This is a genomic window from Cytobacillus sp. MT66 (assembly GCF_058792595.1).
In genome coordinates this window covers 65,664-91,467 of sequence record NZ_JBXAFB010000007.1, presented here as the reverse complement: position 1 = coordinate 91,467, position 25,804 = coordinate 65,664, and the positions used below count along the sequence as shown (strand labels likewise).

The window sequence follows — 25,804 nt, the reverse complement described above, 5'->3', positions numbered from 1 at the left end:
CAAAGCCGAGAGCCAAAGCTCCGAAATGACGACCTTGTTGTAAAAGCTACTCCCCTTTAGGAGAAACGTATACAATTTATATAATTATCATAGTGTCTTATTACTCTTATGTCAACAGCATCCAGCAAAACTCCGCCTGCGAAAAAATGGCAATCCGAATTTATTCTTTATACAATTTATGAAATCACCTGCTGAAGTACTGATTGCCAAAATGCAAGCTATCTGTAATTAGATGGCCAAGTCCCCCTTTGGATAGGACTTACTCTTTTATTCCTTTTTTGCTTTTTTAACAGCGGTTTCAAGCCTGCGAAATCGCCTTAAATCAGCTTTTCTTATTGGCAATGGTTCATGCCGGATCAGCTTGACGATAGCGACGAGAAGAAGGAGCAGCAACACTGTAAATGGCAATGCAGATATTAGTGACGCAGTCTGTAAAGCCTCTAATCCGCCGGCATAAAGCAAAACGGCGGCAATCGCTGCCATCAGCACTCCCCATACAAATTTTACAAAACGCGGTGGTGCAAGGCTACCGAACATGGTCATACTCGCCAAAATATAAGTAGCGGAATCAGCAGATGTCACTAGAAAAGTAAAGATTAACAAAATGGAAAGCAAAGAAAGAATCGTGTTGAACGGCAAATATTCCAATGTTTTAAAGAGGGCTGATGTTAAATCCTGATTTACAGCAACAGCGATATTGGTCCCATTATTTAGATCAAGCCATAGAGCTGTGCCTCCAAAAACAGCTATCCATACACAAGCAATGAGCGGAGGAATAATCATTACACCTAATATATATTCACGAATAGTCCTCCCCTTGGAGACCCTTGCCACAAAAGCACCAACAAATGGAGACCAGGCAATCGCCCATGCCCAATAAAAAATGGTCCAATCACGCACCCATGTACCGCCAATATATGGCTGGAGCCTTAAGCTGTAATGAATAAAGTTCGTCAAATAATCACCGATAGCCAATGTAAAGGATTCCATAATAAACACTTTTGGTCCGACGATAAAAACAAAAAGCAGAAGCGCCAGCGCCAATCCTAAATTTAAGTTACTTAAGATCTTTATCCCTTTTTCTAGACTCGTTGTAGCGGAAAGCATGTAGGCAATAAAGATGACTGCAATCACAAGCATCTGAACCCCCACTGAATTCTGGATCCCCCATACGGCATTTAATCCCCCATTCATTTGCAAAACGCCTAAGCCAATTGAAGTAGCAATCCCCATAACAGTTGCAATAACCGCGAACGAATCAATTGTATTTTTTACGATGCGGTTACCGCCCGTAACAGGCTCCAATGCGGTGGAGACTAGTCCATCTTTTTGTTTTCGAAATTGGAGGAAGCCAATCACTAGTCCGACAATCGCAAACACTGCCCATTGGCTAACCCCCCAGTGGAAAAAGGCATACCCCATTGCAACCCTGGCTGCTTCCTCCGTTCTGCCTTGAACTCCAGCCACAGGTGACTCAAAGAAATGGCTCATTGGTTCGGCTATTCCCCAAAAAACAAGCCCCGCTCCAAAACCAGCAGAAAATAGCATTCCAATCCATGTAAAAAAGGTAAATTCGGGGCGATCCTTGTCTCCGCCAAGCCGAATGGCCCCATATTTGCTGATTGCAAGTCCTACAAGGAAAATTATTAAAATAAAGACAGCCAGCAGGTAGAACCAACCAAAATTAACAGTCGTGAAATCAAACAATTTCCCCGCAATTGCGCCAAACCCTTTTGGCGCCAAAGCTCCTATAATAACCAAAATAAAAATAACGGATGCTGAAACTAAAAACACGGGGTTTTTCCAAATATTCTTGTCCATTGAATTCCTCCCCTATTAACTCCGTCTTATTATTTCCAGTTATCCCTTTGATTATGGAAAATATAACGGATTTCCCTTTTCTTGTGTTTAACCTATTACAGAACCGCCTAAACATCTTAACTACACTGCCAAAAATACCCCGTCCAAAGTCCAAAAAAACTTATTTTAAGTTGTACGAGGAGCGTTGGTTCGGACACAAGGGCCCTTTAGTTTATCTGGTTATGTCTGAAGCGGGCATCGCTTCGGACTCTGTCTCTCTTCTTTTTGCCTTTCCTGTCTGAAGCGGGCATTACTTCGGACTCTGTCTTTCTTTTTTTCGCCTTTCCTGTCTGAAGCGGGCATCACTTCGGACCCTGTCTCTCTTTTTTCACCTTTTCTGTCTGAAGAGGGCATCGCTTCAGACTCTGTCTCTCTTTTTTTCGCCTTTCCTGTCTGAAGCGGGCATCACTTCGGACTCTGTCTCTCTTCTTTTTGCCTTTCCTGTCTAAACCAAGGTATTCTTCAGACTCCATATCCACAGTTTCCATTATCCCTGTCCAAAGGCACCCCGCCCTACTACGCCTTTAGCACACTAAGAATCAAAAATCTGCACATAAAAAGGCACGGAGATCATTATCTCGATCCCGTGCCCTTCTTTCCTGGCAATATGCTGTTATTTAATGGCCGCTATGCTGTGACTCATCCTCTTTACGCGGAAGCTCAGCTGGTATCTGCGATTCAGTCCCAGGCTCTACAAGCATGAATTGCCCCATCATGCCGGCATCTTCATGCAGCAGGATATGGCAGTGATACATCAGCGGGTTTTTAGGATCAGGATAATTGCCGAATTCAATCGCAATCCGTACCTTCGCCCCATTAGCAATGAACACCGTGTCCTTTCTGCCTCTCTCGTATTCTGGAGGTTCCTGCCCGTTTACATCTAAGACCCTAAAGGCTGCATTATGAACATGGAAATTATGTGACCAGCCTATATTGCTGATTTCCCATATTTCCGTAGTGCCTGCTGGAACGACCTCATCAATGCGGAACATATCCATCTTTTTCTCATTAATCGTATTTTCCATAGTCATTTTAAACGTCCGGACATTTGCATGCTCAGGCGCTTCAATTGGCGGTACGGAAGAAAGTTTGTCAGGTATTGGAGCGGACTCTGCCAATTGATCAGCTGCTTTAATTTTTAACAGATCAAATTCTCCATTCTCAATACCGACGCCCCCATTAAAGCTGTGAAGAATAGTTTCCTCTCCCGGCTTAAATTCAACAACGATCTCTGCGCGCTCTCCGGGACTGAGCATAACTCGATCCATTGTGACCGGCTCATTTAATAGACCGGCATCATTGCCCACCAGCTGAAAAGAGCGGCCATCCGTAAAGCCAAAATGATAGGCTCTGGCATTTGACCCATTCAGCAGACGAAAACGTACTTTATTTGATGTGACTTCTAGATATGGGTCATGCGTCCCATTGACAATAATCTCATCACCAAGCAAGCCGAAGGTGGTGTCATCTTTCTCGGATAATTGGCCATCGCTTTTAAACAATTTATCTTGGACAATGAGCGGGATATCATCTACACCGTAATTTGAAGGTAATTTCTTCGAATCCTCATCGTCGATAATAAACATCCCTGCTAGTCCCCGGTAAACATGCTGAGCAGTTTTTCCGTGCAAGTGCGGGTGATACCAGGTAGTGGCTGCTGGCTGGTCAATTGTCCAGTGCGGCTTCCACGTTTCACCGGCCTCAATCATTTGATGCGGGCCCCCATCCATTACCGCAGGCAGTTTCATCCCATGCCAGTGCAGTGTTGAAACTTCACCAATGTTATTTTCAACATCAAAGGCCACTTTGTCTCCGCGTGACACCCTGATGACAGGGCCAAGATAAGAACCATTGATTCCCCACGTATCCGTCATTTTCCCAGGGAAAAATTCTGTCTGTCCCTTTTGCATCGTTAATGTGAAATGTTTGGTGCCATCCGACTGAATTTCGGGCTCCAATAAAGGAGGGATGTTTAATGGCTGTTCAAACTTTAACTTCCCTACGTTTGTAACCATTTCCTCCTGACCACAGCCAGACAAAATAAAAATCACGGACATGAATAGTAAGGTAAATAAACTCTTTTTTAATTTCAATTTGGTCTTAATACTTCCTTTCCTTACTTAAAAAATATATAAAGTTCTATTAATCTTTTTAATCTCCTATATTCTATGATAAACAGGTAAAAATAATATTTCAATAAAACAAATTTTACAAGTAAGGGCTAATAGGAAATCGAGGGAAATCCCGCTCCTCCTAAGATGCTGAGGATGACATGCCCCCTGCCAAATGTGGTAAAATTAAGTAATATATTTATAAAGGAGAAATAGAAATGACAGCTGTTTCATCCGTTTTTAAGGGAAAATATCATGTTGATTTAAGGGATGTTGATTTTACAAAAAAGCTCAAGCTTAGCACGTTGTTTAGCTATTTTCAGGATATTGCCAGTCTGGCTGCCGACGAGCTTGGCTTTGGTATTGCCACACTGGAAAAGAAGTTTGGTGTTGCGTGGGTTTTAACCCGAATTCAGGTGAATATTGAGAGAATCCCCACATGGGATGAGGAAATTACAATTGAAACTTGGCCGCTAACACCGGGTAAAGTGGAATTTGACCGGGATTACCTTGTAAAGGATGCGAACGGAAATATCATTATTAAGGCTGTTTCTAAATGGGTGATCATGGACATAAAGGAGAGAAAACTTAAGCGAAGCGAACTCATTGGTTTCCACCATCCGGCTGATCGGACAGAACGGGCAATGGAAGGAAGATTAGCTAAGCTAAAGGATTTTGGCCAATTAGACATTGCCTATAACAAAGTCATTGGCTATAGTGATATTGACTTTAACGGGCACTTAAACAATTCCAAGTATGTCGACTATATCATGGATTGTTTTCCTGTCGAAGACCATCAGAACTACACCATTCAAACCATTGACCTTCATTTTAACCAAGAGGCACTTCCAGGAGACTCTATTACCTTATATAAAGATGTTTCCAGGATAGATGAGAATGCCGTCTACATCGAGGGCATCAATCAAAGGGACAACAGTGTCGTGTTTAAATCATTGGTCTCGATTACAAAACAAAGATAAAGTTAAAACCTCTCACGGATTACATGAGAGGTTTTAATGTATTACTGGTTAATTTGTCCGCCATCAACCGTATAGATGGATTGTGATACATAGGAAGCATCGTCAGATAGTAAGAAGACTGCTACATTTGCTACTTCTTCCGCTTCGCCATATCTTCCAAGCGGCACAGCTGCACCAAATGCCTTTCTTGCTCCTTCCGCATCCTCCGGAACTGTATTCTTCTCAATTTGACGCATCATACGAGTGTTAATTACTCCGGGAGCTACTGCGTTGACTCTGACACCAAATGGAGCTGCCTCTAATGCAACGACTTTGGTCATGCCAATGACAGCGTGTTTTGAGCTATTATAGCCAACCATGCCTGGTGCACCAATTAGACCGGCACCTGATGCTGTATTGACAATGCTGCCGGATCCTTGTTTTTTCATCACAGGAACAACATATTTAAGTCCAAGGAAGGCACCCTTCACATTGACATTAAAGACTAATTCAAACGTTTCAGTTGGGTAATCTTCAATATTTGCTGTGATTCCTTCAATCCCTGCATTGTTGAAAAATCCATCAATTTTTCCAAACTTTTCAACTGTAGCATCAACGTATGCTATGACATCTTCTTCTTTAGCAACGTTGGCCTGCAGAGCGATTGCTCTTGAATCATCAAGGCCTAGCTCAGAGATCACTTCTTTAACTGCATCAACATTTAAATCTACTAAAGATAGCTTTGCCCCTTCGTCAGCAAGCTTTTTTGCGACTGCTTTTCCAATTCCGCCAGCTGCACCTGTTATAACAACAACTTTTTCATCAAATTTACCCATTTTAAATGTCCCCCTAAAAAGTGAATCTTATCTATTTAAAAGTGTATTATTGAGCAGTATAACCGCCATCAACAGTTAACGTATTACCAGTCATGAATGAAGAATCGTCAGAAGCCATAAATAACACAGCCTTAGCCATTTCTTCAGCTTTGCCTAGTCGCTTCATTGGAGTCATTTCCGATAAAACTTGTTTGCTCTCTTCCGGAATGATTGGTGTATCAATGAAACCTGGGCATAAAGCATTGATACGGATACTTTTTTCAGCATATTCCAGTGCAAGTGAGCGTGTAAGGTTGATGACACCGCCTTTTGCAGCATTATAAGCAGCTGAACCTGGTGAGCCAACCCAGCCGTACATAGAAGCCGTATTAACGATTGTACCGCCGCCAGCTTTTAGCATTTCGCGGATTGCTTCACGCGCTACTAGGAATACACCATCTAAATCAACATTGACTGTATTGCGCCACTCGGAATATTCCAAGTCATGTGATGAATGAACACGTCCGATTCCTGCATTGTTAAAGACAACATCTACTTTACCGAATGTTTCAATCGTTTGTTTAAAAATATCTGCTACATCTTCTTCACTGGTTATATTTGCCTTTACAAAAAGAGCTTCTGCGTTAAGCGCTTTCAATTCTGCCTCAAAAGCTTTTCCTTTTTCTTCGTTTAAGTCAACAAGCACTACTTTTGCCCCTTCTGAAACAAATAATCGCGCTGTTGCTGCACCAATTCCTGATGCTCCCCCAGTAATGACCGCTACTTTGTCTTGTAATTTTCCCATCATCAATTCCCCCTGTATAATGGATTCAATAGCCATACTCTATTTTCACAAAAATGAAAAGTGAAAACTGAATTTGTACTATTTTGTTCACAATTTCATTTTACTACGCTGTTTATTTATCACAATCATCAAGATATCATTAAGTGTCTACTAGTTAGACACTTTGGATTTAACTGTCTACCTTCGGGGAGGTTTTGTCATGAATAATTTGAATAGCGGAACATCTCAGCAGAAAAATCGGACAAAGGATCATTTGAAAACATCACTAATAGAACTTATAAAAAAAGAAGGCTATCATTCCGTCACTGTTAAAGACATTGTCAATTACGCGGCCTATAACCGCAGTACCTTTTATGTCCATTATCAGGATAAAATTGAACTGGCTGATGATTTACTCAACTCTATGCTAGATGGATTAGAAGAATCTGTAGGCAAACCATATGTACCAGGGCAAAAAGTATATACTGCTAAAATACATCCCCCTTCAATGAATATTGTTTCTTATATATATGAGCATCGGGATTTTTTTGAATTGATTAAGTATGATGACACATTACCTGGCCTTCACACAAGGTTTCCGCAAACCATTCTCAAGATTTATCAGGAAAAGTTTGCTTTTGAAACGATTAACAATATGCCAGTCAATATGGATTATTTTAAACGCTATACCGCCTATGGATTTTTCGGGCTCATTCGGCATTGGATCCATACAGGTTTTGAAGAACCCCAGGAGGAATTTATTAAAGAGGTCATTGACCTTGCAAGGACACATATGTATTCAGTCAAGTACATAGGGAAATAAGAGTGATGCCTCTGGCGTCACTCTTTCTTTTTCATACCAACTATTAAATTAGAATAATTATTGTATTTATATTGACATTAATAATTAAACCCATATAATAATAATTGTAAATAAGAAATAATTATAGATTGATAGTGTTTATCATTCTCTTTAAACAATCAGTCTGTAATTTTAATATATCACTAGGAGGAATTATCATTATGTCACTTATTGGATCAGAGGTTAAACCTTTTACAGCACAAGCTTATAGAAACGGAGAATTTCTTGAAGTAACAGATGCAGACTTTAAAGGTCATTGGAGTGTTGTTTGTTTTTATCCAGCGGACTTTACATTTGTTTGCCCAACTGAACTAGAGGATCTTCAGGAGCAATATCCAGCACTTCAGGAACTTGGTGTAGAAGTATTCTCTGTATCAAGAGATTCTCATTTTACACATAAAGCATGGCATGATTCTTCAGAAGCTATTGGAAAAATTACTTATACAATGATTGGTGACCCTGCACATGTCCTTTCCAGCAACTTTGAAGTTTTAAGAGAAGCAGAAGGAGCTGCTGACCGCGGTACATTTATCATTGATCCAGACGGAGTCATCCAGGCTGTTGAAATTAATGCAGATGGCATTGGCCGTGACGCCAGCATTCTTATTGACAAAATTAAAGCAGCTCAATATGTTCGCAACAATCCTGGTGAAGTTTGCCCAGCAAAATGGAAAGAAGGCGCTGAAACACTTAAACCAAGCCTTGACCTTGTTGGAAAAATTTAAGAGGTGCTATAAATGATATTAGACACAGAAATAAAAGCACAGCTCAATCAATACCTTCAGCTTATGGAAAACGATGTATTGCTTAAAGTCAGTGCAGGAACTGATAAATTATCAAATGACATGCTGTCTCTAGTTGATGAGCTGGCAACAATGTCATCTAAAGTTAAGGCAGAAAAAACAACCTTAGATAGAACACCTAGCTTCAGTGTCAACCGTATTGGAGAAGACTCTGGCATCGCTTTTGCCGGCATCCCTCTTGGGCATGAGTTTACTTCTTTCGTGCTAGCTTTGCTTCAAGTGAGCGGCAGAGCTCCTAAGGTTGATCAGAAAATCATTGACCAAGTTAAAAATATCAAAGGCGAATATCACTTTGAAACATACGTTAGCTTAAGCTGCCATAACTGCCCTGATGTTGTACAGGCACTGAATGTGATGAGTGTCCTCAATCCTGGCATTACACATACGATGATTGATGGTGCAGCATTCAAAGAAGAAGTGGAAAGCAAAAACGTAATGGCAGTTCCAACTGTTTTCCTAAATGGTGAAGTCTTTGGAAGCGGCCGTATGTCACTGGAGGAAATTCTTGCGAAAATGGGCAACTCTGAGGATCCTTCTGAGCTATCCAATAAGGAGCCATTTGATGTGCTTGTCGTTGGGGGCGGCCCATCTGGCGCAAGTGCAGCCGTTTATGCTGCTCGTAAAGGCATCCGAACAGGAATTGTTGCAGAACGTTTCGGCGGCCAGATTATGGATACACTAGGAATTGAAAACTTTATTAGTGTTAAATACACCGAAGGGCCAAAACTAGCAGCAAGTCTTGAAGAGCATGTGAAAGAGTATGACATTGATGTGATGAATTTACAGCGCGCCAAACGTTTAGAAAAGAAGGACTTTATCGAAGTCGAATTGGAAAACGGCGCTGTTCTTAAGAGTAAAGCTGTCATTCTATCAACTGGTGCCCGCTGGCGTAATGTTGGCGTCCCTGGGGAAGCGGAGTTTAAAAATAAGGGTGTTGCCTACTGCCCTCATTGTGACGGACCTCTATTTGAAGGAAAAGATGTAGCTGTCATTGGCGGAGGGAATTCCGGCATTGAGGCTGCCATTGACCTTGCAGGAATTGTGAGACATGTAACAGTTATTGAATTTGCCCCTGAGCTAAAAGCCGATTCTGTTTTGCAAGATCGTCTATACAGTCTTCCAAATGTTACAGTTGTTAAGAACGCTCAAACAAAGGAAATTACAGGTACTGATAAGGTCAACGGCATTACCTATATTGACCGTGAAACAGGCAAAGAACACCATATTGAATTACAAGGTGTGTTTGTTCAAATTGGACTTGTGCCAAATACCGATTGGCTTTCTGATACAGTTGAACGCACAAGAACCGGGGAAATTATTGTAGACAAGCGTGGTGCTGCTAGCCTCCCAGGTGTATTTGCAGCTGGTGACTGTACAGACAGTGCCTACAAACAAATTATTATTTCAATGGGATCAGGTGCAACTGCAGCCTTAGGCGCATTTGATTATCTCATTCGGAATTAATAGATAAAAAAGGGATCCCGGCAGTTTAGCCTGGGATCCCTTTTTTAATTTTTAGGGTGAAATTGCTGGATGAGAAAGTCAATAAAGTACCTGCTTGCGATTGGCAATGTTTTTTTATTATTATAGGCAAGGCCAATCGTACGGACAATTTTTGGGGTTATTTCCTTCATTACGATTTGATAGTTTACGCGATTAAGGACCAGCTGCGGCAGGATGGAAATGCCCAAACCCTTTTCCACCATGGACATGATTGTATAATCATCAAATACCCGGTATTGAATATTAGGATATAGTCCATTTTCTTTAAAAATCTCCAATGGTTCACTGTATTCGCCTTCTTCTAAAAGGATAAACGGCTCCTTCGAAAGCTCCTCCAATGTTACAGTAGAGTGTTCAGCAAGCGGGTGGCCAGCAGGAAGCACAGCCAGCATCTCGTCCTCCTTTAAGGGAACAGTATGCAGATCGCCTCCAGCCTCCGGATTCACAAAGCCAAAGTCAGCACTGCCCTCTTTAATGTACTGTACAATGCTTGTATATTCGCCTTGCTGTAAATGAAAATGAACAGATGGATATATTTGTTTAAAATCTTTAATTAAGCTTGGCAGCCAATGGCAGGATACGCTGGAAAAAGTCCCAATTCGAATATTACCGCTTTCAAGCCCTTTCATTTCCTTGCTTTTTTCAATTAGTTCTCTGAACGAATTATAAACTTTTGTGATATAGGGAAGAAACTCGACTCCATCGGAAGTCAGCGTAATCCCCTTACGGGAGCGGGAAATTAACGTAGTGGAGAGTTCCTCCTCCAAAGTATGAATCATCTGACTGACTGCCGATTGCGTGTAACCCAATTCCTCAGCCGCCTTTGTAAAACTCCCCTTTTCTATGACTTTTATAAAGACTTCATAACGATTCATTAAGATCCCCCCTTAAATAAGTTTTACTAATACAATAATTATATATATTAATTTCACTAATGTAAATTTCTATGCTAGAATCAAATTTCTAAAGATATTTAATTCACAAAATTGCTAGAAACATCATAGAGAGGAAAATCAAGATGAATGCAAACTTCAAAGCATGGAGAGACGGCGTAAGAGATGGCATTCCCATTGCATTGGGCTATATGGCAGTGTCGTTTACTTTTGGAATTATTGCCAAACAAACAGGATTCCACCCGTTTGAAGCAGTTCTTATGTCGGCAACAAACTTTACTTCAGCCGGGCAATTCGCAGGACTTACATTAATAGCTGGTTCTGCAGCGTTTTTTGAAATAGCGCTGACGCAGCTGATTATTAACTCAAGATATTTTCTTATGTCTTTCGCCTTGTCACAAAAAATTGATCCAAGCACGCCATTTATTCACCGGGCCATTATGGCGTTTGGCATATCGGATGAGGTGTTCGGGGTTTCGATGGCAGTTCCCGGGAAATTAAATCCTTTTTATACATATGGAGCCATAAGCGTGGCATTGCCGGGATGGGCTCTGGGTACACTTTTAGGGATTATTTCCGGAAACATCCTGCCTCCAAGGCTGAACAGCGCCTTAAGCGTGGCACTATATGGAATGCTGATTGCCGTAATTGTCCCTCCGGCAAAAGGAAGCAAGATCCTATCCGGAATTATTGTTTTATCAATGATTTTAAGTCTATTATTTGCAGAATTCCCGCTGCTTAGCTCTATTTCTTCCGGTGTAAAAATTATTGTTTTAACATTTATCATTGCGGGCATGGCAGCTGTGCTATTTCCTGTTAAAGAGGAGGAAGCTGTATCATGAATCATGTCTACCTATATATATTCATCATGGCAGCAGTCACCTATCTGATTAGAGTATTGCCGCTCACTTTTGTCCGAAGGGAAATTAAAAATCGATACGTCAGGTCCTTTTTATACTATGTTCCATACGTGACCTTAGCTGTTATGGTTTTTCCGTCCATCTTGGATGCAACTGCTTCACCCTGGTCAGCATTCGTTGGATTTATAACGGCCATCCTTCTCGCCTATCGAGGTTCCAGCTTGTTTAATGTGTCTCTGCTAGCCTGTCTTTCTGTTTTTATCGTGGAATTATTACTATATTAAAATAGCATTTAAATAAGCCATCCTTATTGGATGGCTTTACAAAATTACTTATTCATTTCCGCAAGAAAATCTCCTAAAAGACTTTCCAGGTCATCGTCATCATTTTCACTTTCATCTTTTTCATCTTCTTGCTGGTCTGAGTGGCTTTGTTTCGCTTGATACCAATCAAAGGATTCGAGGTCATCCTCAAATGGTTCTAATTCAGTTGCTTGCAAGACTTCTTCTTGCTCGATTTCCATAGGAGTTTCTTCCGCAGACGCCTCTTCTTGAAGATATAAAGCTTCATTAATATCCAAAGAGCTGCTGTTTAGCGAGGCTAGCAAGGCTGTTGCCCGAACTGGGTCCGTTAACAGATGATAAAGAATACTGCCCAGCAGTGCTTCTGAATGCTCATGCTTCAGCCAGTCCCGCTGTGACTTGCTTAATTTATGCGGAAGAGGAATCGTAATGGTCTCCTGATCTTTTTTTAAAGATTGGCTGACACCATGCAGGACAAATTCAGCCATTTTACTGGAAAAATTCCTTCGTTCTGTTTCTTTTACCTTTTGCAATTGCTTTAACAAATGATCCGGTGTATCTGAAGGCACTCGAAAGGATATAGCTTGGCCCCTTTTAATTTCATTTGAAGCAGACTTTTTCATATGATCACCTTAAATTACTTCTTCACCGTTTCTTTTGTTTCCTTTTTTACAGTGTTGGCCTCAGACTTTTTAACATAATTAGCAATTAGCTTATAATAGGCATTGGCCATCATCCAGATGCTTTCTTTTTCATCCTCAAAAAACTCAATATTATAGCCGTCCAGATTATTATTGAGAGTTTTTATATATTCTTTTAAAACAATAGATCCGCCTCCCACGAAATAGCAAATCTCGGTCTGAGAGTTTTTCTTCCAGACATTTCGTAATAATCGGTATTGCTTTTTGGCTAAATCCAATAGGATGCGGTCGGTAATATCATGAACGCTTGTCCGGCTTCCTTTCACCATAATATGATTGCGGTCATTTTTCCTCGTAATAATTTCAACGACGTCGCGGCGGCTGTCCAATTCCACCCCATATTTTGATAGGATTTCTTCTCTTATGGCCTCTAATGATTCTGAAACTCCCAGATTAAAGCCCTGAGCTTTATCGTCATCTACTGTCCGATTCTTAATAACGGCTATATCTGTTGATAATCCGCCAATATCCTGAATTAAGATGCGCTTATCTATTAAATCTTTATAGTTAATCTTTAAATTATTATCCATCACAAGATTAATGTAGGCGGCAAAACCTTCAGGGTAGACCTTTAGATCATTGAATTTAATATTTACTTTTAATCCCTGGTATTTAGGCGTAACAAGAAATTCAACCTGATGAACCGATCCTAGCAATTTAGAGCGATACCCTACATCCTTGCCTTCCTTTACTTCCCTTAATGGCAATCCGGTTCCAAGTATGTAATTAGCATCGATGATATTCTTCTCTTTAGGAAAGATATCTTTATTTCGCTCATTCACTGCATCCAATGCTAATGTGGCAAAAAGCATGACGAGAGTTTGATCTTCCTCTGATTTACTGCTGCCTGGATCAAGCTCTGTAGCATTATCACTCTTTGCTGCAAGGTTGCCTATACGGTATATAGCATTGTTTTCTTTGAGGGCAGGGGAGTGTACCTTGATATGTATCCCATCAAGCGGGTCTTTATTATCTAATTCTTCAATTCCGATTACTGGACGGTCTTCAATATCTCGAGCGACAATATTAGGAATGTTAAGTTCATATTCTAGTTCTCCAAAGATGGCTTTAATTGAATCATTTCCAACGTCTACAGCTGCAATTCTAGACTTTGACATTAGCAGATCATTCCTTTTCAATTTATTTTTCAACGGCAGTATAATTAAAGGTTAAAAGAAAACGAGGAAAGATTCAATCATTTATTGGAAAAGTATTTAAATTGTAAACATTCCGTAAACATTTAAATGTTGTATACATTTTTGTAAACATTGATGACAAATACGTATACATAGCGTCATTGCTGAAAGTAAACAGGTTTGTATACATGTAAACAAATTTGTATACAGTTGTTTACATTTTGTAAACATGTAAACTTTCTTCAGATTGTAAAAAAAAAAGTATAATTGCCGTTTGGCAATTATACCTCCTGTAACACGCGTGTATTCACTTTCGGGCTATCTTGTTTTTTTTTCTCTAAACCAAGAGCCCTGTCTGTTGTCTCATGAATTACTTCGATAAGCTCTGGATGATCAATTAATGATAATCCGTAAGAAGGAATCATTTCTTTTAATTTCGGCTCCCACTCTTGCATATGCTGCGGGAAGCACTTTTGAATCACTTCAAGCATAACTTGAACGGCAGTTGAAGCACCTGGTGAAGCACCTAGCAATGCAGCAACTGAGCCATCTTGAGCAGTAATTACTTCCGTACCAAACTGCAATGTCCCCATGCCTGACTCAGTATCTTTAATGACCTGAACACGCTGGCCAGCAACCACGATATCCCAGTCTTCGCTTTTTGCATTCGGAATAAATTCACGCAGCTCTTCTACACGCTGTTCTTTGGATAGCATTACTTGATTAATCAGGTACTTTGTCAGTCCCATGTTCTTAGCACCTGCAGCTAACATGGTAAAGACATTATTCGGCTTGACTGAACCCAATAAATCCATATTTGATCCGGTTTTTAAGAACTTAGGCGAAAAGCCTGCAAAAGGTCCAAATAGCAGTGACTTCTTGTTGTCAATATATCTTGTATCCAGATGCGGCACAGACATTGGCGGAGCGCCAACTTTTGCTTTGCCATATACTTTAGCATGATGCTGATTAACAACTTCAGGCTTGTTGCATACAAGGAAAAGTCCGCTTACAGGGAATCCACCTATATGCTTGCTTTCTGGAATACCAGTCTTCTGCAGTAATGGCAAGCTTCCGCCGCCTCCGCCGATAAAGACAAACTTGGCATAATGGCGTTCAATTTGACCATTATCCATATTCCAGACCTTAACTTCCCATAAGCCATCTTCAGTGCGCTTAATATCTTCAACCTGACGTTGGTACTGGATATCAACGCCTTGATTTCCTAAATGTTCAAACAGCATGCGCGTTAAAGCGCCAAAGTTTACATCCGTTCCTGAGTCAATTTTAGTAGCAGCAATCGGCTCATTTGATGTACGGCCTTCCATAATAAGGGGAATCCATTCCTGTAATTTTTTCGGATCATCGGAGAATTCCATACCCTTAAACAGCGGGCTTTTTGATAGAGCCTCAAAACGTTTCTTCAAGAAAGAAACATTCTTCTCCCCTAACACCAAACTCATATGAGGCAATGGCATGATAAAATCATGCGGATTGCTTATAAGGCTGCTGTTAACTAGATGTGACCAAAACTGTTTGGAAACTTGAAACTGTTCATTAATTTTTAAAGCCTTCGTAATATCTATAGAACCATCTGGTTTTTCTGGAGTGTAGTTAAGCTCACACAGTGCAGAGTGCCCTGTCCCAGCATTATTCCATTCATTAGAGCTTTCCTCTCCTGCTTTTTCGAGCTTCTCAAACACGGAAATTTTCCAGTCCGGTACTAATTCTTTAAGCAGTGACCCTAGGGTAGCACTCATAATACCGGCACCGATTAAAATAACGTCTGTATTAGTTTGTCTGTCGCTCATTTTTCCCATCCTTATCCCGTAAGATTTGCAGAAAGGGTGCAGTCGGTCCTGCATTTTGCATTCAGCAAGCCAGGGCGCAACCAAGTCACACAACTTTTCTGTAACAATTATAACATAAATAGTCCAGTATAATTTTTTTATAGGTTAAAATAATTATTTTTACATATATGGCAATTAGTATTTAACAACCTTGCTTAAATCAAAAAGTAAATCACATATCTAATATTAACACTATTTAGTATAGCATATTTACCCGAAAAAGTTGACATATAAACAGAATATTTCTGTTTTATACGTCAACTTTTTCCCCTTCATCTATTGTGCCGTATAGCCTCCATCAATTACAAGTGCCTGTCCAGTAATCCCCTTTGCTTTTTCACTGGCAATAAACAGCGCATAATCGGCAATTTCACTGACATTCAATAATCTCTTTTGCGGAACCAATGGATAAATTACCTCTTCAAGCACCTTATCCAAAGGGACATTTCTGGTATTTGCAATGTCCTGCAGCTGGCCGCGAACAAGCGGGGTATCTACATAACCAGGGCAAAGCGCATTCACTGTTACACCGAACGGCGCGGCCTCAAGTGAAGCTACCTTTGTTAAACCAATCACACCATGTTTGGCACTATTATAGGCCGCTTTTCCGGCAAATCCAATAAGCCCATTTATGGATGCAATATTAATTATCCTTCCAAATCCCTGCTGCTTCATGATAGGCAATGCATGCTTGATGGCTATAAAAGGCGCTGTCAGCATAATTTTGATCATCAATTCAAACTTCGATGTCGGGAACTCCTCAATTGGTGAAACATGCTGAAGACCAGCATTGTTAATTAAAACATCCAAACGGCCAAAGGCTTTTTGTGTTGATTCGATCATGCTTTTAATATCTTCTTCCCTCGTCACATCTGCCTTAAACCCCAAAACTTCAAAACCTTGGGTTTTTAGATCCTCTGCAGCCTTTTGTACCCCTTGCTCATTGATGTCTGTTAAAACAACCTTATGGCCATTCTCCGCAAAGCTTTTCCCTATTTCAAACCCAATTCCGCTCGCCGAACCTGTAATAACCACCACTTTACCTTCAACTGCCATTATGAACTCCTCCCATATAAACCTTGCTTAATAATAAAGTTTATTCAATCAAAGGGTGCTTTATTAGTAAAGCAGAGCGGCCGAAAAATCAATTTTCTCCGTTTGACAGAAATGGGAATCTTTATAAAATGAGCTTATATAAAAAGAAAGGAAGGCGGGCTATGTTACTGAAGGAACGAACTGAATCAGAGGAGTTACTCGTATTAAGATCCTTAAACAGGCGCATGGTGTTAACTGAAAAGGAAAAATTCCGTTACATAAACCTCGAAAAAGGCTATGAAGGCGAATTAAAATTTGATCTTCTTGCAAATCAGCTTCAGGAAGAAAAGTTTATTATTAATGATTTGCTGCTTGAGGTAAACAACTCTCAATTTCAAATTGATTCATTAATCATTACCCATAGCTTTATTCACCTATTAGATATAAAAAATTTTGAAGGGGACTATTACCTAGAATCAGACAGGCTTTTTTCTGTTACGACTAACCGAGAATACAAAAATCCAGTTAACCAAATTGATAGAAGTGCTACTTTACTGCGCATGCTGCTCCAAAAACTTCAGCAAAATTACCTTATTCAAGCATCTGTTATTTTTATCAGCCCTGAATTCACCTTATATCAAGCCCCTAGGGATATTCCCATTATTCTGCCAACGCAAGTTAATCGTTTTTTAAAAGACTTTGATAAAACGCCATCAACATTGAATGATGGACACAAAAAATTAGCTCAAAGGCTAATATCGCTGCATCAAACTAAAAACCGTTATACAGTACTGCCTGCCTATCATTATGACCACCTGGAGAAAGGGACTTATTGCAATCACTGTGGGTCCTTCCAGATTGCTAAGAAACGGAACGTCTTTATATGCGAAAAATGTGGAGAACAGGAAAGGCTGGAACTTGCTATTTTGCGAAGTGCAAAGGAATATAAACTCTTATTCCCTGAAAGAAGGCTTACAACCACTGGCATTTACGAGTGGTGCAAGGTTGACTTGAGCAAAAAGACCATTTGCCGTATTTTACAGAAACACTTTTCTGTCTTTGGGCATACTAGTGACACTTATTATGAATGATTTTTCCCTTTTGTTAATTTCTTTGCATTAGTACGCGACAGTCTTTGGACAACTTTATGGATTTTTGAGCTTGATCTGACCAGAGACGCCTGGAATTAAGGCAGAATTGCCTGGTTTCCGGCCTCATCGGTCCGAGGTTTGCGATACTTTGGACTCGTGTGTTTGTTTTCTATGAAGTATTGTCTGAAGAGCTTGCGGCCTCAGACTCTCACGGTACTTTTTCTTCGCTCTTTGTCTAAAGAGCGCTATTCTTCGAACCACCGGAGCCCTTTTTCTTTGCTCTTTGTCTAAAAAGCGATACCCTTCGAACCGCCGGAGACCCTTTTCTTTGCTCTCTGTCTAAAGTCCGCTATTCTTCGGACCGCCGGAGACCCTTTTTCTCTGCTCTTTGTCTAAAGAGCGATGCCCTTTGGACCGCCGGAGACCCTTTTCTTTGCTCTTTGTCTAAAGGCCGCTATTCTTCGGACCACTGGAGACCCTTTTCTTCGCTCTCTGTCTAAAGTCCGCTATTCTTCGGACCACTGGAGACCCTTTTTCTCTGCTCTTTGTCTAAAGAGCGATACCCTTTGGACCGCCGGAGACCCTTTTCTTTGCTCTCTGTCTAAAGGCCGCTATTCTTCGGACCACTGGAGCCCTTTTTCTCTGCTCTTTGTCTAAAGAGCGATACCCTTGAGACCCTTTTCTTCGCTCTCTGTCTAAAGGCCGCTATTCTTCGGACCACTGGAGACCCTTTTCTTATCTCTCTGTCTAAAGGCCGCTATTCTTCGGACCACCGGAACCCTTTTTCTCTGCTCTTTGTCTAAAGAGCGATACCCTTCGGACCGCCGGAGAACCTTTTCTTTGCTCTCTGTCTAAAGGCTGCTATTCTTCGGACCGCCGGAGACCTTTTTCTCTGCCCTCTGTCTAAAAAAAGCTCAGCTCCAGACAATCAAAGCCCTTTTCATAGCTATATGTCCAAATTACTCCTCCCTTCAAACACACAAAAAAACAAGGTCACCCTTTGGGCAACCTTGTCTGATCGTCAATCTTTATATGGAAAGTCAAACTTCAACAGTTTCCTTTGTATCTGTCTGTGTTAAAGCATTGTTTATGATTCTTTGCTGTTCATTTTTATGGATCAAAGGATCACCTTCAGACGGGCTGGACATCTCAGGACGGCCGTTATAGGAAACCTTAACTTGCTCTGAAACTAATTTCTCTAATTTTGGTGCAATATAGCTCCATGCGCCCATATTTTCAGGTTCTTCTTGCGTCCAAACAAGCTCTTTTAGATTTTTATATTTATTAATAATTCCCTTAATCTGTTTTTCTGGGAATGGATATAATTCCTCAACTCTAGCAATATCCAGCCAGTTGAAATCGCTAGGATCTGCAACGTGATCAGCCAATTCTACGGCAAGACGGCCTGTACATAAGACCAATCGCTCTACTTTATCTTGTTCTTTTCCAAGCCCAGGCTGTTCAATAACCGCCTGGAATTGGCCATTGGTGAATTCTTCTAGATAAGCTCCGGCTGAAGCATGGCGCAATAAGCTCTTCGGTGCCATTATAACTAAAGGCCGTACTTCTTCTGTATTTAAAATAGCCGCTTGTCTGCGTAAAATATGGAAGTACTGCGCTGATGATGACAGATTCGCCACCGTCCAGTTATTTTCAGCTGACAACTGCAAGAAGCGCTCTAATCTAGCACTGGAATGCTCCGGACCCTGTCCTTCATAGCCATGCGGCAATAGCATAACAAGCCCTGATTTTTGGCCCCATTTTGAACGGCCTGCAGCAATAAATTGATCAATAATGACCTGTGCACCATTAGCAAAATCGCCGAATTGTGCTTCCCACATAACAAGCGTTTCTGGCGAGAACACATTATATCCGTATTCAAACCCAAGAATAGCGGCTTCTGAAAGCGAGCTGTTATGAACAGCAAAAGATGCATTTGACGTACTGACCTTATGCAACGGGCTGTATTTCTCGCCTGTTTTCTCATCTGATAAAACAATGTTCCGGTGGGAGAATGTCCCTCTCTCTGAATCTTGTCCAGTTAAGCGGATAGGCGTGCCATCCTGCAAAATAGAGCCAAACGCTAACACTTCTGCATGTGCCCAGTCGATTTTTCCCTTTTTCTCAAAAACATCTAATCTGCGGTTTAGGATTTTCTTTAGCTTGCCAAACACATTAAAGCCCTCAGGCCATGCTAATAGCTCAGAATTAATCTTAGTCAGAGCCGCTTTGTCTACAGCCGTATCAATTGCTGGAATGTCACGGTGATGGGCTGCCTGCAATTCTGCAATCGATTGAACCGCTGCATGCTCTTTGTCAATACGCTCATAGGCAGCGCGGTACTGTGCTGATACCGCAGACTCCATCTCTTTTATTTGTTCCTCTGACATGGATTGCTCGTCGAGCAGCTGCTGTTTATAGATAGCCGTTATGGTTGGGTGCTTGCGGACTACATGATAAGTAACTGGATTCGTTGCCATCGGCTCGTCCATTTCATTGTGGCCCATCCGTCTATAGCCAATTAAATCAACCAAAACATCCTTGTTAAATGTTTGGCGGTATTCAAACGCTAATTGCATAACCGCAAGACAAGCTTCTGGAGCATCCGCATTCACATGAAAAATCGGAATGTTATAGCCTTTTGCTAAATCACTGGAATATCTAGTAGATCTTGAATCTTCACTCTCTGTTGTAAAACCAATTCGATTGTTTGCAATAATATGGATGGTTCCGCCTGTTTGATACGCTTTTGTTCTGGCAAAGTTCAATGTTTCTGCCACAATCCCCTGGCCTGGAAAAGCAGCATCGCCATGGACTAGCAGCGGAAGCGCCTTTAATACATTCTGTTTTGGATATCCCTTTTGTGATCGGTCATCTTGAGCGGCTCTTGCAGCACCTTCAGCAACAGAACCGGAAAACTCCAAATGGCTTGGGTTATATGCCAAGCTAACCTTAATTTTTTTGCCCTTAATGTCCCTATTTTTATAAGCACCCATATGATACTTTACATCGCCGGTGCTTCCAGCTGTTTCGGAATAATCAGGATCATCATTTGTCCATGAAGAATGCTGGAATTGGGAGAAAATTGCTTCATAAGGCTTTTCAAGTACATGGGCAAGAACGTTTAATCTTCCTCTATGTGCCATGGATATCATAACGTTTTCAATGCCTTTTTCTGCAGCCAACTGAACCAGTTCATTCATTGCTGGCACAAGCACTTCTAATCCTTCAACAGAAAAACGCTTTTGCCCAACATAGGTCTTTTGAATAAATTGTTCAAAGCCCTCTGCTTTTAATAGTTTTGTTAATAAATCTGCCTTTTTATCTGCTGGCAGCGCCGTTTTACTATATTCATTCTCAATTTTTTGCTGCAGCCAGGCTCTTTCTTCAGGATCAACATGCTGTATTTCAAAACCTATGTCACCTGTATATACCTGTTTTAAGTGAGCAATAGCCGCTAATCCATCCCCTAATTGCCCGTTGCTCTGCGAAAGAATTATTTCTGCAGGGACTTCCTTCACATCAGCCTCTGTCAGCCCATAATAAGATAATTTAAGAAGATCTGCGGGCGGCTGTTTTTCCAATGGATAGATATTTGCTTCTAAATGGCCATTTTTGCGAATATTCTCCGCAAATTTTAAAACATCTATTAGTTTTTTCAATTTGTTCATAATAACTGCCGGTGAAACAGACACCTGCGGCTGCTGATCATTTATTTCAGCCGTTTCAGGCTGCGGGTCTCCCCATGAAGCGAATAACTCTTTTAAACTATCATCTACTTGCTCCGGATCAGACACATATAAATCATACTGCTCTAATAAATAACCAAGGTTGGGACCGTATACGTCATGCCATTGGCTAATCTTGTTGCTCATCATTTTACACCCCTTAAAATATTGCTAACGTCATCATACCACGTTTAACTGATTTTGGGATGAAAGTAATTGCTCTGATTTAAGCCAAAAATAAACAATTCCTAACATTCTGGGACATTAAACCTGTCCCCCTGTCACCATGTTAGTCTAGCAATTTGTTATCTAATAAAAATCGCGCGTATTCTACAGGCTTTGTAAAAACAGCCTCCCAACCCTCATGCAGCAAGACTCCGTTTTTTGTTGTAAGTTTATTGTAGGCCGAACTGAAATTGCATTCAATATAATAGATATCTCCCTCCGGCGTAATAGCAAGGTCAAAGCCAAGGTCTGCAATATGAGGTAAGTGAGAACTAAATAAATTGGCTATTTTTATAGCCAGTGCGACTATTTGCTCCTTTAAATGATCAGCACTTAGGTGCGGATACTCTTGAATTAATTCATCGAGAGCATAGGAGGTGCCTCCTTGACCAATGTTAGTCAAAAAATTCCCTTCCCTTGCTACTTTTCCGATAATGGCTGATACCTCCCACTTCCCTAACCCATTCCTTTGCGTCGCTACTCTTAAATCAAACGGCGCACCTCTATAAGTGGCTAAAGGAAGCAAATTCTGAATCAAATAGAGGTTTTTTTCGATAAGCTGATGTAAAATTTCTGGAATCGTATCACTAAAAGTGATTTCTTTCCAAGTGCCTCTTTTCCCCTCTTTCGACTGGTATGATAAACACCATTGCTTTTCATTAATCCTTTGAAGTTTATGAATCCCCTTCCCAACAAAACCCATGTCTGGCTTTAAAATTAATTGGTTATATTTTTGCATCATTTCTTTAAGATTTTTGGTATTTGCTATTTTGGTTTCCGGCAAATACTTGCGAAACTCATGATTTTCTTCCAAGAGAGCCATAAATTCATACTTTTTGAGAAAATTAGTTTCATTAAACACCATAATTCCCTTTTTGGCCAAATGTTTAAACTTTCTTTGTCTGCGTGGGAAATTACATTCGCGGTTATAAATGACACGAGGAACTTGGATCGTTTTTTCTTGATAACGGCCATTTTCTTTTACTAGAGCAGGAATGGAATCCTGACCTTCCAAGAGACTGCTCATAAGGAAATAACAAGGAACTAAATGATTTTTCTCTGCTGCTTCTTCGAGAAAAACAATATCTATTGACGCTTGATTATACTTTTTCAAACTGGTATACAAGTGTTTTTGTGTAAGAAATCCTATATATTGTTTAGACAATGAATGAACACTCCTTTAACTTATTTATTGACAGAACTGTAAAAGGAAATCCCCAGTTCATATTAGACTGGAGATTTCATGTTAAAACCCTGCTAGTTTTTTAGCATATAGCATAATAGTGGTTAAGTAATTATAGTAGAGGGTTTCTTCAAAACCTTTATGACCAGGCACACAGTGCTGTATTTCAATGATCCATACCTTTTTGCTGGTATCAATTCCTATGTCTATGGCTGTATTAGCAAAATGGACTCCTGCATTTTCTACGGCTTTAACTGCCTTTAAAGCTATTTTATTAATGGAATCTTCCATTTCCTCTACTTCATGATCCGAGAGGTAAAGTGTTTCTTTTAGCGGGTGAAGTCCCATTTCAAAACTTCCGCCTCTAAAAAGATTACTGACAATTTGTCCTGGCTTTCCTTGCTTATGGAATATTCCAATGTATCTCCAATCCCCTGTGTAGTCTTTTGTTAGGTAAATACGAAAGTCAATAATACTAGTATCCTTAGAAATAAGATTAATTGTTTTTTGGATGATATACTTTTTAGGTTTTAAGTGTTGACTTAAAAAGTGATTGATCTTATCCTCATTATTTAAAGCTTCTTGAAAGACCTTCTTGCCTTTTGTGTATTTAACTTGAAGATCATTTATCCCTAGTTGATTTATTTTCATTATTCCCTTTCCTCTGGAAAAATCTATTGGTTTAAGATAGGCTGAAGGATGCTTTTCTAAAAAGGATAAAACATCTGAAGGCTTTGTATATAGAATGGTTTCGGGGAGATGGCTGGCTGCCTCAGGTGTATCCATCAGAAGTTTGTGTATGCTCCATTTATTGTAGTGGAAGTTATTAAAAATGGTGTCACCCAAGATGGATTCAAAATGACGCTGCCATCTTGAACGAAACCATGGGATACGCAGATGAAGTGAGGAAGGGTAATGATATATGCCCCTTTTCCAGCTCTTACTAGCAGGATTATACATAAAACCCTGTATCGTTTGTTCATTTGTTGAGACCTGATCTAAAGAGAAGACCATGATTGCTCCGCCTATTTGATCATAGTGATAAAGGTAATCTGAAAATTCATTTAATTTTTTATTTAAATCCTTTTTATGCCTTGCTGCCACAATACCGATGAATGGTCCGATGATAAGATTTTGCTGGTCGTTAATAAGATCATACTGACAGAATAATGGTATTCTGAGACTCTTTACTACATTACTTGAAAGGAGTAATTCATTTGTTTTATCTCCTTCTGCATTAATGACTATCTTCACAGTATTTTTTTGCGTTCCAAATTTAATTGATCCGGTTCCTTCTTTTATTTTCATCTTTTCCGCTGTAAGTGGATGTAAGCATACAGTATCCACTGAATGGTTATTTTCTATCAAATAAATCTTCGGATTCAATCTCTCTTCACTCCTATATGGTAAAATGGTTACAGACATTTACCATCAACATATGAAACTTTTTTTAAAAAGTTTGTTTTAACACCTAATTAAGGTGATAAATGGATAACTTGTCCATTAGAGTAGGCTGGTGGCAGTAAAGCCTGACAAGATTTAAATGATAAAGAAAATCTCCAGTTCATGTTAGACTGGAGACTTCTCTGGTGTTAAAACCCTGCTAGTTTTTTAGCATAAAGCATAATAGTGGTTAAATAGTTATAATATGTTTCATCAATATCCATATGCCCTGGCACACAGTGCTGTACTTCAATGATCCATACCCTTTTGCTGGTATCAATTCCTATGTCTATGGCTGTATTAGCAAAATGGACTCCTGTATTTTCTACGGCTTTAACAGCCTTTAGCGCTATCGTGCTGATGGTTTCCTCCATTTTTTTTACTTCTTGATCTGAGAGGTTAAGTGTCTCTTTTAGCGGGTGAAGTCCCATACCAAAACTTCCTCCTCTAAAAAAGTTACTGACAATTTGCCCCGGTACTCCTTGTTTATAAAAGAATTCAATGCATTTCCAATTTCCTGCTTCATCCTTTGTCAGGTAAATTCGAAAGTCAATAATACTAGTATCCTTTGAAATGAGATCGATTGTTTTTTGAATAATGTACCTTTTTGGTTTTAACTTTTGACTTAAAAAGTGATTGATCTCATCTTCATTATTTAAAGCTTCTTGAATGACTTTCTTGCCTTTTGTGTATTTAACTTGAAAATCATTCATCCCTATTTGATTGATTTTTATAATACCCTTTCCCCGTGAAAAATTTATAGGTTTAAGATAGGCTGAAGGATGCTTTTCTAAAAAAGAAATAACATCAGAGGGCTCTGTATACAGAATGGTTTCGGGAAGGTGGCTGGCTACCTCAGGTGTATCCATCAGAAGTTTGTGTATGCTCCATTTATTGTAGTGGAAGTTATTAAAAATAGTATCACCCATGAATGATTCAAAATGACGCTGCCATTTTGAACGAAACCATGGGATACGCAGATGGAGTGAGGAAGGATAATGATATATGTTTTCTTCCCAGCTTTTACTGGAGGGATTATACATAAAGCCATGTATGGTTTGTTCGTTTGGTGAAACCTGGTCTAATGAGAAAACCATGATTGCTCCGCCTATTTGATCATAGTGATAAAGATAATCTAAAAATTCATTCAATTTTTTATTTAATTCATTTTTACGCTTTGCTGCCACAATACCAATGAATGGCCCAATGATAAGATTTTGCTGGTCGTTAATAAGATCAAACTCACAGTATAAAGGAATTTTTAGACTCTTTACTACATTACTTGAAATGAGTAATTCATTTATTTGAATTTGTCCATTAATTCCTATCTTCACCGTATCTTTTTGCGTTCCAAATTGAAGTGATCCCGTCCCTTTTTTTAGTCTCATCTTTATTGCTATTAATGGATGTACACATACAGTATCCTCTGACTGGCTGTCTTCTATTAATTGGACTTTTGAATACAATCTCTTTTCACTCCAGTGTGTGTCACTTTTGTTTCGGACATTTACCATTAACATATGAAGCTTTTTTAAAAAGAGTTTGTTTTAACACCCAATTTAAAGGATCTTGACAGTTGGGATTGATTTAAGGGGCAAGCGTTTATACGTGTCTTTTATTAAAACATACTATGTACAAGATCTATGTAGGGGGTGTTCGT

The 25,804-nt window shown here is 39.9% G+C and carries 20 protein-coding genes; 7 read left to right on the top strand and 13 right to left on the bottom strand.

What is annotated here, in order from left to right; genetic code table 11:
* Positions 1-267: 267 nt before the first annotated feature.
* A complete protein-coding gene (locus AC1Q59_RS14195) occupies positions 268-1,821 on the bottom strand; it encodes a BCCT family transporter (RefSeq protein ID WP_492366500.1) in 1,554 nt (517 codons plus the stop codon).
* 656 nt (positions 1,822-2,477) lie between these two features.
* Positions 2,478-3,875 carry a multicopper oxidase family protein gene (locus AC1Q59_RS14190; RefSeq protein ID WP_492366499.1) on the bottom strand — a complete coding sequence of 466 codons (1,398 nt, stop codon included), beginning with the start codon at positions 3,873-3,875 and terminating at the stop codon, positions 2,478-2,480.
* Positions 3,876-4,189: 314 nt separating this feature from the next.
* Here AC1Q59_RS14190 and AC1Q59_RS14185 point away from each other — a divergent pair, with 314 nt between their 5' ends.
* On the top strand, positions 4,190-4,951 hold the full coding sequence (locus AC1Q59_RS14185) for an acyl-[acyl-carrier-protein] thioesterase (protein WP_492366498.1): 762 nt from the start codon (positions 4,190-4,192) through the stop codon (positions 4,949-4,951).
* A gap of 41 nt (positions 4,952-4,992) precedes the next feature.
* Here AC1Q59_RS14185 and AC1Q59_RS14180 read toward each other — a convergent pair whose 3' ends face one another.
* Both AC1Q59_RS14180 and AC1Q59_RS14175 read right to left on the bottom strand, forming a co-directional pair.
* Positions 4,993-5,766 (bottom strand): SDR family NAD(P)-dependent oxidoreductase, encoded by a 774-nt coding sequence (locus AC1Q59_RS14180; RefSeq protein ID WP_492366497.1) that lies wholly within the window; start codon positions 5,764-5,766, stop codon positions 4,993-4,995.
* A 46-nt stretch (positions 5,767-5,812) separates the two neighbouring features.
* Positions 5,813-6,550: an SDR family NAD(P)-dependent oxidoreductase gene (locus AC1Q59_RS14175; RefSeq protein WP_492366657.1), complete on the bottom strand. Its 738-nt coding sequence runs from the start codon at positions 6,548-6,550 to the stop codon at positions 5,813-5,815.
* Between the two features lie 199 nt (positions 6,551-6,749).
* Between AC1Q59_RS14175 and AC1Q59_RS14170 the strand changes: the two genes are divergently transcribed.
* From AC1Q59_RS14170 to ahpF, 3 genes are all read left to right on the top strand, one after another.
* Entirely contained in the window at positions 6,750-7,352 is a 603-nt protein-coding gene (locus AC1Q59_RS14170) for a TetR/AcrR family transcriptional regulator (RefSeq protein ID WP_492366496.1), read from the top strand.
* Positions 7,353-7,552: 200 nt separating this feature from the next.
* Positions 7,553-8,116: an alkyl hydroperoxide reductase subunit C gene (gene ahpC, locus AC1Q59_RS14165; protein ID WP_492366495.1), complete on the top strand. Its 564-nt coding sequence runs from the start codon at positions 7,553-7,555 to the stop codon at positions 8,114-8,116.
* A 12-nt stretch (positions 8,117-8,128) separates the two neighbouring features.
* Entirely contained in the window at positions 8,129-9,658 is a 1,530-nt protein-coding gene (ahpF, locus tag AC1Q59_RS14160; protein ID WP_492366494.1) for an alkyl hydroperoxide reductase subunit F, read from the top strand.
* Positions 9,659-9,702: 44 nt separating this feature from the next.
* On the opposite strand, the gene AC1Q59_RS14155 is transcribed toward ahpF, so the two are convergent.
* Positions 9,703-10,572, bottom strand: a complete 870-nt coding sequence (locus AC1Q59_RS14155) for a LysR family transcriptional regulator (protein WP_492366493.1) — start codon at positions 10,570-10,572, stop codon at positions 9,703-9,705.
* A 143-nt stretch (positions 10,573-10,715) separates the two neighbouring features.
* On the opposite strand from AC1Q59_RS14155, the gene AC1Q59_RS14150 reads away from it, so the two are divergent.
* Both AC1Q59_RS14150 and AC1Q59_RS14145 read left to right on the top strand, forming a co-directional pair.
* Positions 10,716-11,432, top strand: coding sequence for an AzlC family ABC transporter permease (locus AC1Q59_RS14150; protein ID WP_492366492.1), 717 nt, complete (start codon positions 10,716-10,718; stop codon positions 11,430-11,432).
* On the top strand, positions 11,429-11,734 hold the full coding sequence (locus AC1Q59_RS14145) for an AzlD domain-containing protein (RefSeq protein WP_492366491.1): 306 nt from the start codon (positions 11,429-11,431) through the stop codon (positions 11,732-11,734). The genes AC1Q59_RS14150 and AC1Q59_RS14145 overlap by 4 nt, the downstream gene beginning before the upstream one ends.
* A gap of 44 nt (positions 11,735-11,778) precedes the next feature.
* Here the strand turns inward: AC1Q59_RS14145 and AC1Q59_RS14140 are convergent, their stop codons facing one another.
* From AC1Q59_RS14140 to AC1Q59_RS14125, 4 genes are all read right to left on the bottom strand, one after another.
* Positions 11,779-12,375 carry a hypothetical protein gene (locus AC1Q59_RS14140; RefSeq protein ID WP_492366490.1) on the bottom strand — a complete coding sequence of 199 codons (597 nt, stop codon included), beginning with the start codon at positions 12,373-12,375 and terminating at the stop codon, positions 11,779-11,781.
* Positions 12,376-12,389: 14 nt separating this feature from the next.
* Positions 12,390-13,571: an Alp7A family actin-like protein gene (locus AC1Q59_RS14135; RefSeq protein WP_492366489.1), complete on the bottom strand. Its 1,182-nt coding sequence runs from the start codon at positions 13,569-13,571 to the stop codon at positions 12,390-12,392.
* A gap of 299 nt (positions 13,572-13,870) precedes the next feature.
* Entirely contained in the window at positions 13,871-15,400 is a 1,530-nt protein-coding gene (locus AC1Q59_RS14130; RefSeq protein WP_492366488.1) for a malate:quinone oxidoreductase, read from the bottom strand.
* Between the two features lie 315 nt (positions 15,401-15,715).
* On the bottom strand, positions 15,716-16,495 hold the full coding sequence (locus AC1Q59_RS14125) for a 3-hydroxybutyrate dehydrogenase (RefSeq protein ID WP_492366487.1): 780 nt from the start codon (positions 16,493-16,495) through the stop codon (positions 15,716-15,718).
* A 161-nt stretch (positions 16,496-16,656) separates the two neighbouring features.
* Here AC1Q59_RS14125 and AC1Q59_RS14120 point away from each other — a divergent pair, with 161 nt between their 5' ends.
* A complete protein-coding gene (locus AC1Q59_RS14120; protein WP_492366486.1) occupies positions 16,657-17,565 on the top strand; it encodes a nuclease-related domain-containing protein in 909 nt (302 codons plus the stop codon).
* 1,040 nt (positions 17,566-18,605) lie between these two features.
* Here the strand turns inward: AC1Q59_RS14120 and AC1Q59_RS14115 are convergent.
* From AC1Q59_RS14115 to AC1Q59_RS14100, 4 genes are all read right to left on the bottom strand, one after another.
* Positions 18,606-21,443 (bottom strand): 2-oxoglutarate dehydrogenase E1 component, encoded by a 2,838-nt coding sequence (locus AC1Q59_RS14115; protein WP_492366485.1) that lies wholly within the window; start codon positions 21,441-21,443, stop codon positions 18,606-18,608.
* A 139-nt stretch (positions 21,444-21,582) separates the two neighbouring features.
* A complete protein-coding gene (locus tag AC1Q59_RS14110) occupies positions 21,583-22,683 on the bottom strand; it encodes a YheC/YheD family protein (RefSeq protein ID WP_492366484.1) in 1,101 nt (366 codons plus the stop codon).
* 81 nt (positions 22,684-22,764) lie between these two features.
* Positions 22,765-24,087 carry a YheC/YheD family endospore coat-associated protein gene (locus tag AC1Q59_RS14105; protein ID WP_492366483.1) on the bottom strand — a complete coding sequence of 441 codons (1,323 nt, stop codon included), beginning with the start codon at positions 24,085-24,087 and terminating at the stop codon, positions 22,765-22,767.
* A gap of 206 nt (positions 24,088-24,293) precedes the next feature.
* The gene (locus tag AC1Q59_RS14100) at positions 24,294-25,610 is read right to left on the bottom strand and encodes a YheC/YheD family endospore coat-associated protein (RefSeq protein ID WP_492366482.1); all 1,317 of its coding nucleotides are present in this window, start codon (positions 25,608-25,610) and stop codon (positions 24,294-24,296) included.
* Positions 25,611-25,804 lie beyond the last annotated feature (194 nt).

Excerpts from the sequence above, each read along its gene's own strand:
- AC1Q59_RS14195 (WP_492366500.1), bottom strand. The coding sequence starts at position 1,821 with ATGGACAAGAATATTTGGAAAAACCCCGTGTTTTTAGTTTCAGCATCC.
- AC1Q59_RS14190 (WP_492366499.1), bottom strand. The coding sequence starts at position 3,875 with ATGGTTACAAACGTAGGGAAGTTAAAGTTTGAACAGCCATTAAACATC.
- AC1Q59_RS14185 (WP_492366498.1), top strand. The coding sequence starts at position 4,190 with ATGACAGCTGTTTCATCCGTTTTTAAGGGAAAATATCATGTTGATTTA.
- AC1Q59_RS14180 (WP_492366497.1), bottom strand. The coding sequence starts at position 5,766 with ATGGGTAAATTTGATGAAAAAGTTGTTGTTATAACAGGTGCAGCTGGC.
- AC1Q59_RS14175 (WP_492366657.1), bottom strand. The coding sequence starts at position 6,550 with ATGGGAAAATTACAAGACAAAGTAGCGGTCATTACTGGGGGAGCATCA.
- AC1Q59_RS14170 (WP_492366496.1), top strand. The coding sequence starts at position 6,750 with ATGAATAATTTGAATAGCGGAACATCTCAGCAGAAAAATCGGACAAAG.
- ahpC (WP_492366495.1), top strand. The coding sequence starts at position 7,553 with ATGTCACTTATTGGATCAGAGGTTAAACCTTTTACAGCACAAGCTTAT.
- ahpF (WP_492366494.1), top strand. The coding sequence starts at position 8,129 with ATGATATTAGACACAGAAATAAAAGCACAGCTCAATCAATACCTTCAG.
- AC1Q59_RS14155 (WP_492366493.1), bottom strand. The coding sequence starts at position 10,572 with ATGAATCGTTATGAAGTCTTTATAAAAGTCATAGAAAAGGGGAGTTTT.
- AC1Q59_RS14150 (WP_492366492.1), top strand. The coding sequence starts at position 10,716 with ATGAATGCAAACTTCAAAGCATGGAGAGACGGCGTAAGAGATGGCATT.
- AC1Q59_RS14145 (WP_492366491.1), top strand. The coding sequence starts at position 11,429 with ATGAATCATGTCTACCTATATATATTCATCATGGCAGCAGTCACCTAT.
- AC1Q59_RS14140 (WP_492366490.1), bottom strand. The coding sequence starts at position 12,375 with ATGAAAAAGTCTGCTTCAAATGAAATTAAAAGGGGCCAAGCTATATCC.
- AC1Q59_RS14135 (WP_492366489.1), bottom strand. The coding sequence starts at position 13,571 with ATGTCAAAGTCTAGAATTGCAGCTGTAGACGTTGGAAATGATTCAATT.
- AC1Q59_RS14130 (WP_492366488.1), bottom strand. The coding sequence starts at position 15,400 with ATGAGCGACAGACAAACTAATACAGACGTTATTTTAATCGGTGCCGGT.
- AC1Q59_RS14125 (WP_492366487.1), bottom strand. The coding sequence starts at position 16,495 with ATGGCAGTTGAAGGTAAAGTGGTGGTTATTACAGGTTCGGCGAGCGGA.
- AC1Q59_RS14120 (WP_492366486.1), top strand. The coding sequence starts at position 16,657 with ATGTTACTGAAGGAACGAACTGAATCAGAGGAGTTACTCGTATTAAGA.
- AC1Q59_RS14115 (WP_492366485.1), bottom strand. The coding sequence starts at position 21,443 with ATGATGAGCAACAAGATTAGCCAATGGCATGACGTATACGGTCCCAAC.